General features: G+C 40.1%; 12 protein-coding genes. 4 read left to right on the plus strand and 8 right to left on the minus strand.

What is annotated here, in order from left to right:
* Position 1: 1 nt before the first annotated feature.
* Both IEX81_RS10950 and IEX81_RS10955 read right to left on the minus strand, forming a co-directional pair.
* Positions 2 to 301, minus strand: a complete 300-nt coding sequence (locus IEX81_RS10950; protein WP_188803246.1) for a PTS sugar transporter subunit IIB — start codon at positions 299 to 301, stop codon at positions 2 to 4.
* Positions 298 to 750 carry a PTS sugar transporter subunit IIA gene (locus IEX81_RS10955; protein ID WP_188803248.1) on the minus strand — a complete coding sequence of 151 codons (453 nt, stop codon included), beginning with the start codon at positions 748 to 750 and terminating at the stop codon, positions 298 to 300. Before IEX81_RS10955 ends, IEX81_RS10950 begins: the two co-directional genes overlap by 4 nt.
* A 218-nt stretch (positions 751 to 968) precedes the next feature.
* On the opposite strand from IEX81_RS10955, the gene IEX81_RS10960 reads away from it, so the two are divergent.
* Positions 969 to 3,032 (plus strand): BglG family transcription antiterminator, encoded by a 2,064-nt coding sequence (locus IEX81_RS10960; protein WP_188803250.1) that lies wholly within the window; start codon positions 969 to 971, stop codon positions 3,030 to 3,032.
* Positions 3,033 to 3,299: 267 nt separating this feature from the next.
* Here IEX81_RS10960 and IEX81_RS10965 read toward each other — a convergent pair whose 3' ends face one another.
* Both IEX81_RS10965 and IEX81_RS10970 read right to left on the minus strand, forming a co-directional pair.
* Positions 3,300 to 3,563 carry a metal-sensitive transcriptional regulator gene (locus IEX81_RS10965; RefSeq protein ID WP_188803252.1) on the minus strand — a complete coding sequence of 88 codons (264 nt, stop codon included), beginning with the start codon at positions 3,561 to 3,563 and terminating at the stop codon, positions 3,300 to 3,302.
* 171 nt (positions 3,564 to 3,734) lie between these two features.
* Positions 3,735 to 6,206, minus strand: coding sequence for an FAD-dependent oxidoreductase (locus IEX81_RS10970; protein WP_188803254.1), 2,472 nt, complete (start codon positions 6,204 to 6,206; stop codon positions 3,735 to 3,737).
* Positions 6,207 to 6,485: 279 nt separating this feature from the next.
* Between IEX81_RS10970 and IEX81_RS10975 the strand changes: the two genes are divergently transcribed.
* Positions 6,486 to 7,121, plus strand: a complete 636-nt coding sequence (locus IEX81_RS10975; protein WP_229727579.1) for a plastocyanin/azurin family copper-binding protein — start codon at positions 6,486 to 6,488, stop codon at positions 7,119 to 7,121.
* A gap of 183 nt (positions 7,122 to 7,304) precedes the next feature.
* Here IEX81_RS10975 and IEX81_RS10980 read toward each other — a convergent pair whose 3' ends face one another.
* From IEX81_RS10980 to IEX81_RS10990, 3 genes are read right to left on the minus strand one after another with little or no spacing between them, the layout of a single operon-like run.
* Positions 7,305 to 8,354: an ABC transporter substrate-binding protein gene (locus IEX81_RS10980; RefSeq protein ID WP_188803256.1), complete on the minus strand. Its 1,050-nt coding sequence runs from the start codon at positions 8,352 to 8,354 to the stop codon at positions 7,305 to 7,307.
* A gap of 22 nt (positions 8,355 to 8,376) precedes the next feature.
* Positions 8,377 to 9,234, minus strand: coding sequence for an ABC transporter permease (locus tag IEX81_RS10985; RefSeq protein ID WP_188803257.1), 858 nt, complete (start codon positions 9,232 to 9,234; stop codon positions 8,377 to 8,379).
* Positions 9,206 to 10,054 (minus strand): ABC transporter ATP-binding protein, encoded by an 849-nt coding sequence (locus IEX81_RS10990; protein ID WP_188803258.1) that lies wholly within the window; start codon positions 10,052 to 10,054, stop codon positions 9,206 to 9,208. Before IEX81_RS10990 ends, IEX81_RS10985 begins: the two co-directional genes overlap by 29 nt.
* Positions 10,055 to 10,381: 327 nt before the next feature.
* Between IEX81_RS10990 and IEX81_RS10995 the strand changes: the two genes are divergently transcribed.
* Both IEX81_RS10995 and IEX81_RS11000 read left to right on the plus strand, forming a co-directional pair.
* Complete coding sequence (locus tag IEX81_RS10995) at positions 10,382 to 11,980, plus strand: ATP-binding protein (protein ID WP_188803259.1); 1,599 nt, start codon at positions 10,382 to 10,384, stop codon at positions 11,978 to 11,980.
* Complete coding sequence (locus IEX81_RS11000; RefSeq protein WP_188803260.1) at positions 11,977 to 12,663, plus strand: response regulator; 687 nt, start codon at positions 11,977 to 11,979, stop codon at positions 12,661 to 12,663. The genes IEX81_RS10995 and IEX81_RS11000 overlap by 4 nt, the downstream gene beginning before the upstream one ends.
* 305 nt (positions 12,664 to 12,968) lie before the next feature.
* Here IEX81_RS11000 and IEX81_RS11005 read toward each other — a convergent pair whose 3' ends face one another.
* Entirely contained in the window at positions 12,969 to 14,480 is a 1,512-nt protein-coding gene (locus tag IEX81_RS11005) for a pyruvate kinase (protein ID WP_188803261.1), read from the minus strand.
* Positions 14,481 to 14,609 lie beyond the last annotated feature (129 nt).

Consider the following 14,609-nt stretch of genomic DNA (forward strand, 5'->3'; position numbering starts at 1 on the left):
TTCAGGAGTGCTGTATGTTTTCTTTATCCAGAATATCATTCACTTTTCCTCTGAGTTCTTCCTTATCAATAAGACTTTTGAGCAGATATACCCGGTCTTTTGGAAGTCCGGATGCCTGATCTGCCAAATCACTGCCAAGGAAAAAATAATCAGCAGACTGCTCATTCAAACCTCCAGTATCAAAATGAGTGATTTCAATATCACTTGCGTCAACATTTTCTTCTTTCAAGACGTTCTCAATATTCATTTGGACCATGAAGCTGGATCCTAATCCAGATTGACAAACTGCAGCAATTTTCATTTTTCATCATCCTCCTTAATTTCTCTAACAATTTCCGATACCGAAGAAGCTTTTTCAATCCTTTTCACAATATCCGGATTACCAAGCAATGTCGTTAATTCTTTTAAGGCCTGAAGATGCTTTGTATTATCAACAGCAGCCAAAACAAAAAATAATTTTATTGGATGGTCCTTATTTACTAAATTAATAGCCGAATCAACCTTCAATAGCGACATTCCCATTTTTTTCACTCCGTTTTCCGGACGTGCATGGGCAAGCGCGATATTCGGACCAATGTTAATATATGGTCCATTCTCTTCCACTAATGAAATCATTGCTTTTATATATGATTCCTTGATTTTTCCGGTACTGAGTAAAGGTTCAGCTGCCTTTCTAATTGCATCACTCCAACTAATTTTGTCAGCGTGTCCAATTTGGATAGTTTCTGCTGTTAATAAACTGGATAACATAAAATCCCCTCCCTTCTCCCTTAGCTTTCGTTGTCATCATACTTTTTAGATAAAGCGTTTACAAGTAAGCGCAGTTCACTTTGTTTCAGTGCAATAATTCAACCCCTCATGATACAATATAAGAGATCAGTAAAAAATAATTATTTTCACTCATAAGTGAAGAAAATAAAAGCAATTCTTTATGACCCTGCTTTATAAGGATGAATGGAGATATAACAATGTTCAACATTAGCAAAAAACATCAAATAAACAAATTAGTCTCCGCTTTGATTGAAGAGGCAGAATATAAGAATATATCTGAACTTATGAATGATCTTCATTTGTCAAGAAGAAGTGTTTTTTATTGGCTTAAAGAATTAAATCGTACACTTGATAAGATGCAGCTGGACCCTATTCAGCACTTGGCAAGAGGTGTTTATTTTTTAACACAACGTACGAAAAAAGAATTGATCAAATTTCATAGAACTGATTATTTCAGTCAACTCAATGGGAATGAGCGACAGGACGCCATTTTGTGGCTTCTTGTTCAACACATTCACCGGCTCTCCTTAATTAATCTTTCTGATCGTTTTGATGTCTCGAAAAGCACAATAATCAACGATATAAAGATGATAAGTTCAGCTTTGCCTGATCATCTGAGTATCGAAAACACTTCCACAGGAAAAGTTTTGAATGGCGATGAAAAATTCCAGCGAAAATGGGTCTATTCACAAATAGTTAAAAGGAATCCAGTCGTACTTTACAATCTCAGGGGATCATCTCAACTGAAAAGTGTGAAAAAAGCACTCACGTCACTGCAACAGCAAACAAAAAATTTTTACAGTGATTATTCCGTAAAAACACTAACCTACTATATTGCCTGGCTAATTAATCGTATTAAAAACCAAGGTCCTATTTTAGCCGAACATCAGGTTCTTAGGACAGATATCATTGGTATCTGGTGTCAAGCATTACTTGAGCAAAGCGCTAAAGTCACTGCTGGTGAAGTTGCAAATTTAAGAGAAGTGTTATTGACAGCACAACTTCAGAGTACCAGTAACAAGTCTTCAATTATGCAAAAATTATTATTTATTTCCGAACAGATCATAAATAGGTTTAATGTCATTTCTGGAATTGAGATTTCATCAGCAAGGTTAATAAAATCACTTGCCACTCATTTATTGCCAACTTATTACCGGGTTAAATACAAGGTTCCTTATCATTTCCCGAATTTATCGATCATAAAAAATCAATATTATCATTTAATGGAATTAACGAGATATGCAGTTACTCCATTCGAAATGTTCATTGGCGAACTGTTAACCGAGGATGAACTTGCATTGATTACCATATATTTTGGTGGCGAATTAAGAAGATCACCTTTACCTTCAATGTCTTCAAAACCTGACGTTTATTTAGTTTGCACAAGCGGAATAGGTACAACAAATCTTCTATTTCAACAGTTGTCCGCTAGATACCCGGATATCGTTTTTTCAAGACCATTGAGTATAACAGAATTCCATACACATTTTTTGAAAAAATGGACCCCTAAACTAATAATCACGACAACAGATATAGAACCTCAACCTGATATTTTGGTAATCCGTGTTCAGGCAATACTCTCGCAGAATGATTTTCGTAGAATAGATCAGGAATTTCGAAGAATTGGCCTTTTAAACATCGATGAAAAACGTATTCCAAACACTGTTAAAGATGTTTTAAATATCATCTTTGATTATGCACGAATAGAAGACTTTAATGGTTTGACAAGAAGTCTGACAAACTATTTTGCCTCAACTGAAAGACCAAATAATCTCGACGCAGAGCCTGACCATCCATCTCTTTCAAAATTGATCCCATTAAATAACATTAAGATAATAGAACATGTCCACGATTGGAAAGAGGCAGTAAGCAAAGCATTCAATCCGCTAACAAGAAACCAAGATGTGTACCCCATTTATGTTCAAAAGATTCTTGATTTGAGCGAAAAGAAAGGGCCATATATGATTATTAAGGATCAAGTTATGCTAGCCCACGCCACCCCACAGAACGGAGTAAATAAATTATCTATGTCAATGCTGCTTTTGCATAATTCAACAGAAATAAAATACAAAAAAATTTCAAAAGCAATTAAAGTCATATTTTGTCTGGCACCCATTGATCGTGTTTCACATGTTAAAGCATTAGGGCAATTACTTAATCTATTAAATAATAACGATCTTTACAACCAGTTAATTAAAGCTGAGAATCAACATTCCATTCAATTGATTTTTGAAAAAGTTGAAAGTATCGATAACTATTAGTCCAAATTTTTGAACAAATAAGAAAGGATATGACGATGATGTTTTCCGATGAATGAAAGAGTTTTAAAGGCGATGTCCGATTGTGTCGCTGATGTGATGTTTAAAACATGATGTAGAAACCAATCCATACGTTTAAATGGGAATCCAGCAAACAAAATTGAAGAATGAAAATTTCAAAATAAAATTCAAAACAGAAGAAATAACCCTTGACACACAACTACTGGGTTCTGTTTCAGATAATAGTAATGACGTGTTATAACGCAATTATTAACGACTTTTGACCAGCATTTGAACGGCTTCATTGATTAATTGATCAGATGATCCCTCGCCATTCTCGATTTGCCGGCGCAAACAATCTTCGAGATTTTTTCCGACAATAAGACCCAGTGCGCGGTCCATCGCTGTCCGTGCCGCCGTCATTTGCATGACAATATTCCGGCAGTCCGCCCCTTCTTCCATCATTCGTAAAATTCCCTGAATTTGTCCATCAATACGTTTTAAACGATTTTTCATCTGCGTTGTATAGTCCATAAAAAAGCTCCTTTCATAATTAAGAAGGCATATATCCGATAAATTATTTTAACTCAAGTAACAAGTGAAATGAAATATGGTTATAGGAAAAAGGCTGGTCTTTAAAAACCTGCCTTTTTCCTATAACCACGTCGCACTGTATTTTATATGCTCAATATTGTCTGAAAAAAATCAGATAAACAGGTTTACGTTTGCTTTTGCTGCTTCGCCCAGGTAGCTGGCTACGCCTCCGAACTCAACGCCGTCCATTATTTCCTCACGTTTGACGCCCATCAAATCCATACTCATTGTACACGCCACCATTTTAACCCCCAATTGTTTTGCTTTTTCAATCATCGTTGATAACCCATCAACATTCTTTTGAGCCATAACTTTCTTAATCATTTTCGGTCCCATACCTGCCATATTCATCCGTGAAAGGGGTAAATGGTCGACTCCTTTGGGCAGCATTTTATCAAATAACTTATCCGTACCCGTTTTGCTGATTTTTTCAGAGGTATTCTTCTTAATAATATTTAACCCCCAGAAAGTAAAGAAAAGGGTAACAGGTTTCCCCATCGCTGCTGCGCCGGTAGCAATAATAAACGTAGCGATTGCCTTATCTAAATCCCCGTCAAAGACAACCATTGTTGTTGCCCCGGATAAATTAGAAGATACTTTTGAAGGCTCTGAAACCTCTTGCTTTTCAGCTTTGGAACCCTTTAATAAAGTGGCCACAACTTTACTGCCGATAATATCATTGCTCAATAGTTTATTTCCTGTTGCATTTGCCCAGGCAACAATATCTTTATGAAAACCGAAATCGGAGGCCTGAACTTTTAAAATATCGCCGTTACCCATTCGTTCCATAGATTCTTTAACCTTGAGTATCGGTCCCGGACATTGCAAACCGCAGGCATCCACCTCAATCCTTGAACATTCCGGGGCTTTATTCAAAGAAGCAGAAGAATGATCACCATTGTTGGGTGTTCGGTGAACAGATTGCGAAGATGTCCCTACCTGATATTTTGATTGCTCGTAGGTTTTCAGCCCGCCATCCAAATTATAGGCGTCGAACCCATTCAACATCAGTATCCGCACTGCATTATAACCACGAAGCCCGACGGAACAGTATACATAAATCGGCTGATCCTTCGGAAGTTCATGAAGACGCCCTCTTAGTTCGCCTCTAGGAATATGATAAGCACCTGCAAGTTTCCCGGAATTTAATTCAAACGCCTCTCGTACATCTAAAAAATAAGCCCCGCTAGATTGAAGTGCATCCACCTCGTGCCACTGAATCGTTTTGACCAGCCCTTGCTGAAGATCAGCACCTACATAACCCGCATAGTTGACGGGATCCTTTGCAGAAGCAAAAGGAGGCGCGTAGGCAACTTCGATCAATTGGAGATCATCTATTGTTCCATTTAACCGCATAACTGTCGAAATCATGTCAATTCGCTTATCGACACCCTCAGTACCAATTGCCTGAGCACCGAGAATTCTGCCCTGTGGAGTAAAGATAACTTTTAATTCAATGGGAGCAGCGCCCGGATAATATCCTGCATGCGAATTAGGATGCAGATGAATGGCCAGATAATCAATCCCGCCGTTCTTCAGCGAGCGTTCATTTTTACCCGTCGTCGCGATCGTTAAAGCGAACACTTTGGCTACCGCCGTTCCTTGAATCGAAGGATTGTCAACCTCTAAACCATTTAAGTAATCCGCCAATAGTCTTCCCTGACGATTTGCCGGACCTGCTAATGGGATTAATGTCGGCTTATGGGTGACAAAATCTGTAACCTCAATCACATCGCCAATGGCAAAAATATCTGGTATATTGGTCTCAAAATGATTATCAACAACAATTGCATTCTTTATGCCGGTTTTGATGCCTGCTTTTTGAGCTAATTTACTGTCAGGCATAACACCAATCGCCATCACTGTTAAATCTGTATCTAATTGTTTCCCGCTGTTTAATACGACGGTATGCCCCTCGTCGGAAAAATGATTGACTCCATCGTTTAAGATGAGTCTGACACCTTGGAGTTCAATCTGTTCATGGACAAATTGTGCCATTTCAAAATCAAGCGGGGCCATGACTTGCGGACTCGCCTCAACAAGAGAAACATCCAGCCCAAGTTCTGAAAGATTTTCGGTCATTTCCAGCCCAATGAATCCCCCACCAATAATAGTAACCTTTTGAACCGTATTTTTTTCAATGTAGTTTTTAATTTTCTCGACATCCGGAATATTTCTAACTGAAAAAACATTTTTCGAACGGTCAATCCCAGGGATTTTCGGAACAAGGGGACTTGCACCCGTGGAGAGAATCAAGCGATCATAATGATCCGTGGACTCATCCCCGCTCAATACATTTTTTACAGTAATGCTGTGTTTTTGAGGGTCAATATCGATCACTTCAGTATTGTTATGAACTTCAATGTTAAAGTCCTTTACCATGTTCTCTACTGACTCGACAAGCAAGGAATCTTTCTCTCGTATGATTCCTCCTACATAATAAGGGAGTCCACAATTTGCAAAGGAGATAAATTCTCCTTTTTCATACATAATGATTTCATTTTCTTCGCTTAAACGGCGAAGCCTTGTAGCCACACTGGCACCGCCTGCAACGCCCCCCACAATAATAATGCGTTGTTTCACAATAATCCCTCCTGGTTGAAGTATTCCATGGTATTGAAAATCCATGAGAAACTATTCACTAATTATTATACCCCGTGGAGTATATTGACTACAAGATCCATTTTTGAAAAGGATGAATGTTGCTTTTTCAGATAGAACTGCAGAGAGTTACTGGAGCTATAACAGAATAATGATTTGCAAGCTAACTACATCGGATTGAAAAGTCGTTTCTGGATTTAATATACCTATATGGGTATAATTGAGGCGTAATGATAAACTGCGTAAAAGAGGTGAATCACGATGAAAAAATGGGCATTAATCATTGCCTCTTCCATTGTGATACTTATTGCAGGCATTTGGATCGGCCAGTCGATCAGCGGGTATCCCTCAATGCATTGGTTTTCACAAGGTCCATGGGGTTATGGTATGGGGAATATGATGCGGGAAAGCTCGCGTTATGTGAATGGTCCGGTGACCTCCTCAGAGGATATTAGAAATCAAATAACCGGGTCTTTGAAAGGGACAAAAATTGACAGACAAAAAAACACAATCACATACTCCGGTAATCAGGTCAGCTGGGTTGTTCAAAGCGGAACCGGAAAAAACGACGGAAAATTTGTTATCGGCAACATGGCGAACCCGACGATTCATATTCCTGTAAATACTACGATAACCCTGCAATTTGATAATCAGGATGAGGATGTACCCCATGGGTTTGAAGTGACCACCGCGGCGCCGCCTTATGATCGAATGGCGATGATGGATGGGGCAGCAGTCACCAATGCGATCATACCTCCACTACCGAAAGCCCATAATCAACAGTATCCCGTTAGACAAACAACGTTTCAGATTAACCAGCCGGGTCAGTATTATTATATCTGCCAGTATCCCGGACACGCAGCAAAGGGAATGTACGGAAAAATGATCGTTGAATAAATGCTATTGACTTGTAAATCTAGATTACGAGAGTAAATTAACGTCTGCAAATAATCCGCCCTTAATTTGACAGAGCGCGGATTAACTTTAAACAGCCCCGTTATTTGCATAAAGGGGATCGCCCCAGTGCTCGTTGTTGCCACAGGATCGATCCCTCTTTTATATCCTCATTATTCAATTCTTTTACTGATTTGCTTTATCAACGAATTCGTTCGTATAGGTTTTGCTTAAGTCAACCTTTTTCACAGCCGGTTTGAATGAAGAAAGTATTTTTTGAACGTTTTGGGGAACACCGGCAGGCATCTTACCATCGGTTGTAAACATTGAAAGCTGGCCTTTCAATGCTTGGACGTACAAGCTTTGGTTACCTGCATAATAATCAGACGGCATTTTAGCAGCGATTTGTTCTGGAGTATGGGTGCTCATCCATTTTAACGTAGCAACATAAGCATCTACAAGTTTCTGAACGGTATCTTTGTGAGCGTTGACATAATCGTTCGTCATGTAAAGGCTTGTCGAAGCATATCCGCCGCCTAAAGCTTGATGAGCAGCAGCCTTATGGTTCATGTCAACCAATGTGTATGCTATATCCTGGTTCTGCAGTATAGAAGCAGTGGGTTCGCTTGTCACAGCCGCATCGATTTTACCGTTTTTCATAGCAGCGATTAACGTAGCGCCGGCGCCTACCGGAATGGGTGAATAATCACTTTCTTTTCCGCCGCCTTTGACAACGTTATACGTTGCAAGCATGTTTGTAGAAGAACCTAGACCGGTGATACCAATCTTCAATCCTTTTAAGTCAGAAATGGTTTTTACTTTGTCTTTCAGACGGTTGGATACCATCAACGTTTCCCCTGGAACGTCTGCCATTGTAACGACAGCCTCCACTTGTTTGCCTTTTGTTGCAAGGTCCAGAGTATGGTCATAGAAACCGCCGGCTCCGTCCGTTTGACCGGCCAGCATGGCTACTTCAGCGTCCTGTCCGGCACTTTCTTCCACAAGGCTGACGTTGACTCCGTATTTATCATAGTAACCAAGCTGCTGGGCAAGCATAAACGGCATGTAAATGATTTTCTCCAATCCGCCAACCATGATAACGACTCTGGGCTTCGTCGTGGAACTGTTGTTACTTGAAGAACTCGGCGCAGTCGATGCACAACCTGCTAATAGCATTGCGGAAACGACAATACCTGACACGCCTGCTGCTATTTTTTTCATTGCACTTTTTTTCATGTAAACCCCTCCAAACTGTTATTTATTTTCGAACATATCGCCAAGCAATAAAACGTTTTTCAAGCTTTGAAACACCCCAGTCGGCAATAAGCGCCGTAACCGAAAGGATGAGCATTCCGGCAAATACTCCCGTTGTATCAAATGCTCCTTGAGATTGGGCAATTAAATAGCCTAATCCATGAGTTGCCCCAATAAATTCTCCAACAACCGCCCCGATTAACGCGAATCCAAAACTGGAATGAAGGCTGGAGAGGATCCAAGTCAACGCAGAGGGTATAATCACATGCCGAGCCAGTTGGCCTTTGCTCGCGCCAAGAAGGCGTGCATTGTTGACCAAATTTCGGTCCACTTCACGTACACCCTGAAAAGCATTGAAGAATACGATAAAAAATGTTAACACAAGCCCGGAAGCAACTTTTGACGGCATGCCGAGTCCAAACCACAGGATAAAAATAGGAACTAAAACAACACGCGGAATGGCGTTGATCATTTTAATGTACGGTCCTAAAATGACGGATAGCAACTCATTAACACCCAGTGCATAGCCAAAGATAATCCCAAAAACACCACCCAGGATGAAGGAGAGGATCGTTTCTTCGAAGGTCACCCAAAATTGAAGCCACAGGGGGCCTGCTGTCGTTCCGTTTACAGCCCATGTCCAAATATGTTTAACGATGTCAAAAGGACTGGAGAAAAAGAACGGATCAATTATTTTATTACTCGATAAAAATTGCCAGGATCCCGTCAATACAACAAATACCGCAAGCTGTAAACTCAAATTTCGGGCCCTGAGCTTTAACGCTTCTCTCTTTAACTCAGCCTTTCGTGAAACCACTTCCCTACTTGCGGGACTAACTACTGAATTTATTTGCATTTTCATAGCTGATGATCACCTCGTCCCTCAGATCTTGCCATATTTGTTGGTGAATCCTCATAAAAGCGGGGTCAAAGCTTATTTCCGCAACATTACGAGGTCTTGGTAAATCAATCCGATAATCCCCTTTGACCCTTGCTCCTGGTCCCGCTGTAAGAACAATGACCCGATCACTGAGCGCAATCGCTTCTTCTAAATCATGGGTGATAAAAAAAACAGAAGCAGAGGTCTCTTCCCAGATTCTTAGCAATTCATCTTCCATTAAATGTCTTGTGTGAACATCAAGCGCTGAAAAGGGCTCATCCATAAGGAGAATTTCTGGTTGAACAATCAAGCATTGGGCCAATGCCACCCGTTTCCTCATCCCTCCGGAAAGCTGGGACGGATAATGACCCTCAAAGTCTTTAAGTCCAACCCTTGCAATCCACTTCCTTGCTTCATCATTGGCCTCTGCTTTGTTTTTGCCTCGCAGCCTTAGTCCCAGCGAAACATTATCCATAACGGTTTTCCACGGAAAAGCATTTTCTGTTTGGAAAACACATGCGGCCCGCTGGTTCGTCCCTTCCAGTTTTTGACCGGAGATATACACCTTACCTTGTGTAGGAGGCTCGAATCCCGCAATTAGGCTTAGTGTGGTTGATTTCCCGCAGCCCGTCGGTCCGACAATCGACACAAATTCCCCCTTTGGAATTTGCAAATTAATACCCTGCAACACGGAATGAACGTCACCCGAAGGCTTGACAAATTCCTTCGATATCCCTTTGAGTTCGATCATAGCTGGTTCAGTCTGAGTATTAGCCTGATATACCGTCTCCAAAGCACTCATCACTTTCCCTCCATTTCTCTTCGATTTGATAGCGCTTACATTACTGATTATATATTTTTCAAATTTTATATAAATATTTTGCCAATATAAGTGATAAAAGTAATAAAGACGATTAAAACGATTTCCACAACAAGAAAAACAGTGTATTTGTCTCTATAAACGGTACTAAAAAACATCGGGTAAAGAAGGAAATCCTACGATAAATGTCTAAATTCCTTTCTAGTCGATCCTTTATCTGATGAAAGGAGCATCAAATCATGCCCAGATCCATCGTATTTGAAGATGCGGCCAGTCGGCTGGAAGAAGTCGCTGAGGAGTTGATTAGATATGAAACGTAAAAAAAATCGGGTAAAGCTGCGCACCAAAATCAACCTTCTTATCTTATTAAATCTCCTTTTTGTCCTTTTGCTTTTTATCGTTTCTCTTTCTTGGATCATGGTGCATCGTGAGTTTGATGAAACAGGCCAAAATGCTTTAGCAACCGCAAAAACGGTTGCAGCATTACCGGAAATTGTTCAAGCCTTTAAAGAACCGAATCCTTCTCTACAAATTCAACCCATTGCCGAAATTCTCCGAAAAAAAATAGGCGCTCAGTTTATTGTCGTTTCAAATATGAATTTAATTCGTTACAGCCATCCTGACCTGAAAATGATTGGACAACACATGGTGGGTAATGATGATACTTTAGTTTCGGGTGAACAAGGGAGCATTACCCAGGCTACCGGTACTCTCGGTCTTTCTATACGCGGGAAGTATCCCATTTTTGATCTTCATCATCATCAGATTGGGGTTGTGTCCGTCGGTTTTCTTATCCAGGATATCTGGAAAAAGCTGACTTCATTAATTCTTGAAATCATCGGTCTTGGCGCCATTGCCGTAGTTGTTGGACTTATCGGTGCATTTATTCTCTCCGGACATATTAAAAAACAAATCTTTAATATGGAACCAAATGAAATCGCTTTCTTGACAAATCAGCAGGCTGCTATACTTGAATCCATTCGGGAAGGAATCATTGCCATTGATACAACTGGGAAAATAACAACATTAAACCGGGAAGCAAAAAATATGCTGGAAGACAATAATGGTAATTTAATCGGCAGAGAGATAGCCCATATTTTACCAAACTCCCGGCTTACCGAAGTCATGAAAAAGGGGGCTCCACAATATGATCATCAGATGATCATGGGAAATTCTCTGGTTGTCGTTAACAGGATACCTGTGATGTTTAACGGAGAGGTAATCGGAGCGGTGGCGAGTTTTCGTGATAAACTTCATCTTGATCAATTGGAAAATAGGCTTGCCGATATCGGTAAATATGCGGATACATTACGCAGCCAGCGCCATGAATTTATGAACAAGCTTCATCTTATTTCCGGTTTGATCCAAATGCGGGAATATGACCTTGTCCGGAAACTCATTGCTCAAGTAAATGGTGAACAGCAAAATGTACTTAATTTCTTTCTGGCCCATATCCGTGACCCGGCAATTGTTGGGGTTCTTATCGGGAAAATGCATCGGGCCAAAGAACTTGGTATTCACCTGACGATTACCCCAGAGTCATATGTTCCGGATCGCTGCCCGCATCGGGACATTGTTCTAACGATTCTTGGAAATGCCATTGAAAATGCCATAGAAGCCATTCAATCGACTGCAAGGGATAAGCGGGATGCTATGATTTCCATTCACTTTAAAACTGAAACGGCAGGCCTTTACATGGAAGTTAAAGATAATGGCCCGGGAATTGATCCCAATCTCGGTAATAAACTATTTGATGATGGGGGCACAACGAAAGGTCCTGGCAGAGGTTTTGGATTAGCATTGGTTTCCCGTTTAGTTTCACGAATAAGTGGGCGTATACAAATGGTTTCTTCTTCAGCAGGGGCAACATTGCAGGTTAACTTACCTATACTGGAGGGACAAAAATGAGCGATCGTTTATTAAGTACATTGATCGTAGACGACGACTTTATGATAGCAAAACTTCATGGGAACTTTGTCGATTCCCAGAAAGGCTATAAATTAGCGGGAACAGCACATAGTTTTTATGAGGCAATAGAATGTATGGACAAAGTGCAGCCCGATTTGATTCTTTTAGATATTTACTTACCCGATCGATCCGGAATCGAGCTATTACACACAATCAGGACTCAAAACAGACGATGCGACGTAATCGTCATTACTGCCGCCAAAGAGCTGGAAATAGTTGAAAATGGTTTTCGTTTTGGCATTATTGATTTCCTTATTAAGCCATTTGATCTAACCCAGCTGCAGGCATCCCTAAATAAATATATTAAGTTTAAATGCCGTCTTTCGGTGTCATCCCAGATTGACCAAGAAACAGTGGATGATTTAAAAAAGCTGCGAATATCTGAATCAGGTCCCGCAGTCAACCCAAAGGGGATTGATACCCGTACGTTAGAAAAAATAAAAAATTGTATGATGAACGCCAAAAGTTCCTTAAGCGCGGATCAGATTGCTAAATTGGCCGGGGTCAGTCTTTCAACGACAAGAACATATCTTTCCCATTTAGTCGAAGAACGAGTATTGATAGAAGAGCAAAAATACGGGACGGTTGGCCGGCCCTTGCGATTATACCGAAGCACCAATTAATTTCATGGCAACAAAACGAAGCCTTCCCTTTTGGGCTAAGGCTTTTCGTTTTCTTATAGCTCTAAAACGGCTGGGGGAGTTCGCCAGGTTTTGACTCGAAGCTTTTGCTGCACTTTTTGGCGTTGGACTCATTGCGCGATTGGCTACAAACCTTTGAATATCCGCTGACTTGAAAAGTGTAATCAGACTGGCTCACATAAAAAATGCGCCAAGTAGGAATAAACAGATGATCCAGGCCTAGTCTTTACATAATTAATATGCTTTCCAAAAATTCATCAGATACCCCATTCATTTGGCAACAGCCGTTATTTAATCGAATAACCCTGTTCCTTTGCTATATTTAAAGGCCTTAATCTGGACATTTTTTTATATTGATGCTCCTGTATTTTTTCAAGAATTTGATCCAGGACATTCATCCCTTCCAATATGTGTCTTCCTTTGTTGAGCATCACGCATTCAGCTCTTGCCCCTTCTGCTACATCTGTTATCTCGGCTCTTGCTGGGATTCCTGTTTTAAGCATACCTTCAAGAACTTGTGTAGCCCAGACAACCGGAACATCGGCTGCTTCACATATCCACAGAATTTCTTCCTGGAGTTCTGCCATTCTTAAATATCCTGCTTCAACTGCCAGATCTCCTCTTGCAATCATCACGCATAATGGATTTTGACCTGCGGCTGCTACAATGATTTCCGGTAAATTTTTAACGCCTTTTATCGTTTCCATCTTCACTATTAAGGGAATTTTAGACGCCCTTTCCTCACTCAATCTCTTTCTGATTTCATCTTGTACGAAGGTAATATCCTCAGCACTCTTCACAAATGAGAAACCAATAATATCCGCATAATCACAAACAAAATCAAGATCTTTCTTATCCTTCTCTGTTAACAGATCAATACGAAAATTTGATCGGGGGAAATTTAATCCCTTTTCTGCCTTTATTTTAACCCCTTTTTCGGCTTTCAATTTTTTGATTCTCACAATCACTCCGTCGTCCGTTATCGTTTCAACTTCTCCCTCTATCTTTCCATCGTCGATTAGAATAGGCTCCCCTTCATTAAGACAGGAGATGATTTCCGGAATGCTGCATTCTAACACAATTTCAATTCCATGATCGCTTTGCATTAGTTCTTTTCTTGTAAGAAATAACCGGTCATCTACGTTTACCTTTGGATTCATTAAGGTAGTAACTAATCTTTTAATTCTAATCTTAGGACCCGCAATATCCATCAGTATTTTACATTTTCTATGCAGTTCTTTTTCTGCTTTTCTAATATGTTCAATCATTTTTTTCCAAATCTCTGGGTCGTCATGAGCACAGTTGATCCTTGCTACATCCATACCAGCTGAAATAAGATCAAATACAAACTTTTCGTTCTCTCCAGCTTCTGTAGGCAGTGTTACCATTATTCTTGAATATCTGTTGGCTGGATTCGTTCCTAAAATTTTCTCCGCATTTTGATCCAGCTGTCGTCTCCCATGCAAAAAAGAATCATGGGTTGGGTATTCGTATTGCAATTCACTGTCGTCATTGATTTTACATAGACTTGCAATAACGGCATCCAAATTATCCATTGTTCGGGACTCCAACCTTCCTAAAGATGATAATCCCCATTTCATCAATGATTCCTGTAGTTCTCTTATATCTCTTCGTCTTACTGCAAGATAGAAAGCAAGATTCTTCGCACTTTCTAAAAATGACGGTTCTTTTATTTTAGGCTGCCATCTAGTGAAAGTTTCTCTTCCTTCCTGATAGACATCCTTCCGCAATTGAACCATTTCCTCTAGTAATTCTCTCAATTCGTTACTTTGCACCATCTTTTCCATCTCCTTCATAATCCGTTATATGTAAGCGCTTACTATATTATAAACCAAATTCAGAACCTATTGTTTCCCATGCAAAAAAACCTCACTTACTTATGATACGGTTTTCTTGTTTTATTACGA

Origin of the sequence: Sporolactobacillus putidus, from assembly GCF_014647035.1 — a bacterium.
GTDB classification, from domain to species: domain Bacteria; phylum Bacillota; class Bacilli; order Bacillales; family Sporolactobacillaceae; genus Sporolactobacillus; species Sporolactobacillus putidus.

What these genes read in the sequence shown, in the direction of transcription:
- IEX81_RS10950 (WP_188803246.1), bottom strand. Translation starts at nt 301, where the DNA reads ATGAAAATTGCTGCAGTTTGTCAATCTGGATTAGGATCCAGCTTCATG.
- IEX81_RS10960 (WP_188803250.1), top strand. Translation starts at nt 969, where the DNA reads ATGTTCAACATTAGCAAAAAACATCAAATAAACAAATTAGTCTCCGCT.
- IEX81_RS10965 (WP_188803252.1), bottom strand. Translation starts at nt 3,563, where the DNA reads ATGGACTATACAACGCAGATGAAAAATCGTTTAAAACGTATTGATGGA.
- IEX81_RS11000 (WP_188803260.1), top strand. Translation starts at nt 11,977, where the DNA reads ATGAGCGATCGTTTATTAAGTACATTGATCGTAGACGACGACTTTATG.
- IEX81_RS10985 (WP_188803257.1), bottom strand. Translation starts at nt 9,234, where the DNA reads ATGAAAATGCAAATAAATTCAGTAGTTAGTCCCGCAAGTAGGGAAGTG.
- IEX81_RS10975 (WP_229727579.1), top strand. Translation starts at nt 6,486, where the DNA reads ATGAAAAAATGGGCATTAATCATTGCCTCTTCCATTGTGATACTTATT.
- IEX81_RS10990 (WP_188803258.1), bottom strand. Translation starts at nt 10,054, where the DNA reads ATGAGTGCTTTGGAGACGGTATATCAGGCTAATACTCAGACTGAACCA.
- IEX81_RS10995 (WP_188803259.1), top strand. Translation starts at nt 10,382, where the DNA reads ATGAAACGTAAAAAAAATCGGGTAAAGCTGCGCACCAAAATCAACCTT.
- IEX81_RS10980 (WP_188803256.1), bottom strand. Translation starts at nt 8,354, where the DNA reads ATGAAAAAAAGTGCAATGAAAAAAATAGCAGCAGGCGTGTCAGGTATT.
- IEX81_RS10955 (WP_188803248.1), bottom strand. Translation starts at nt 750, where the DNA reads ATGTTATCCAGTTTATTAACAGCAGAAACTATCCAAATTGGACACGCT.
- IEX81_RS11005 (WP_188803261.1), bottom strand. Translation starts at nt 14,480, where the DNA reads ATGGTGCAAAGTAACGAATTGAGAGAATTACTAGAGGAAATGGTTCAA.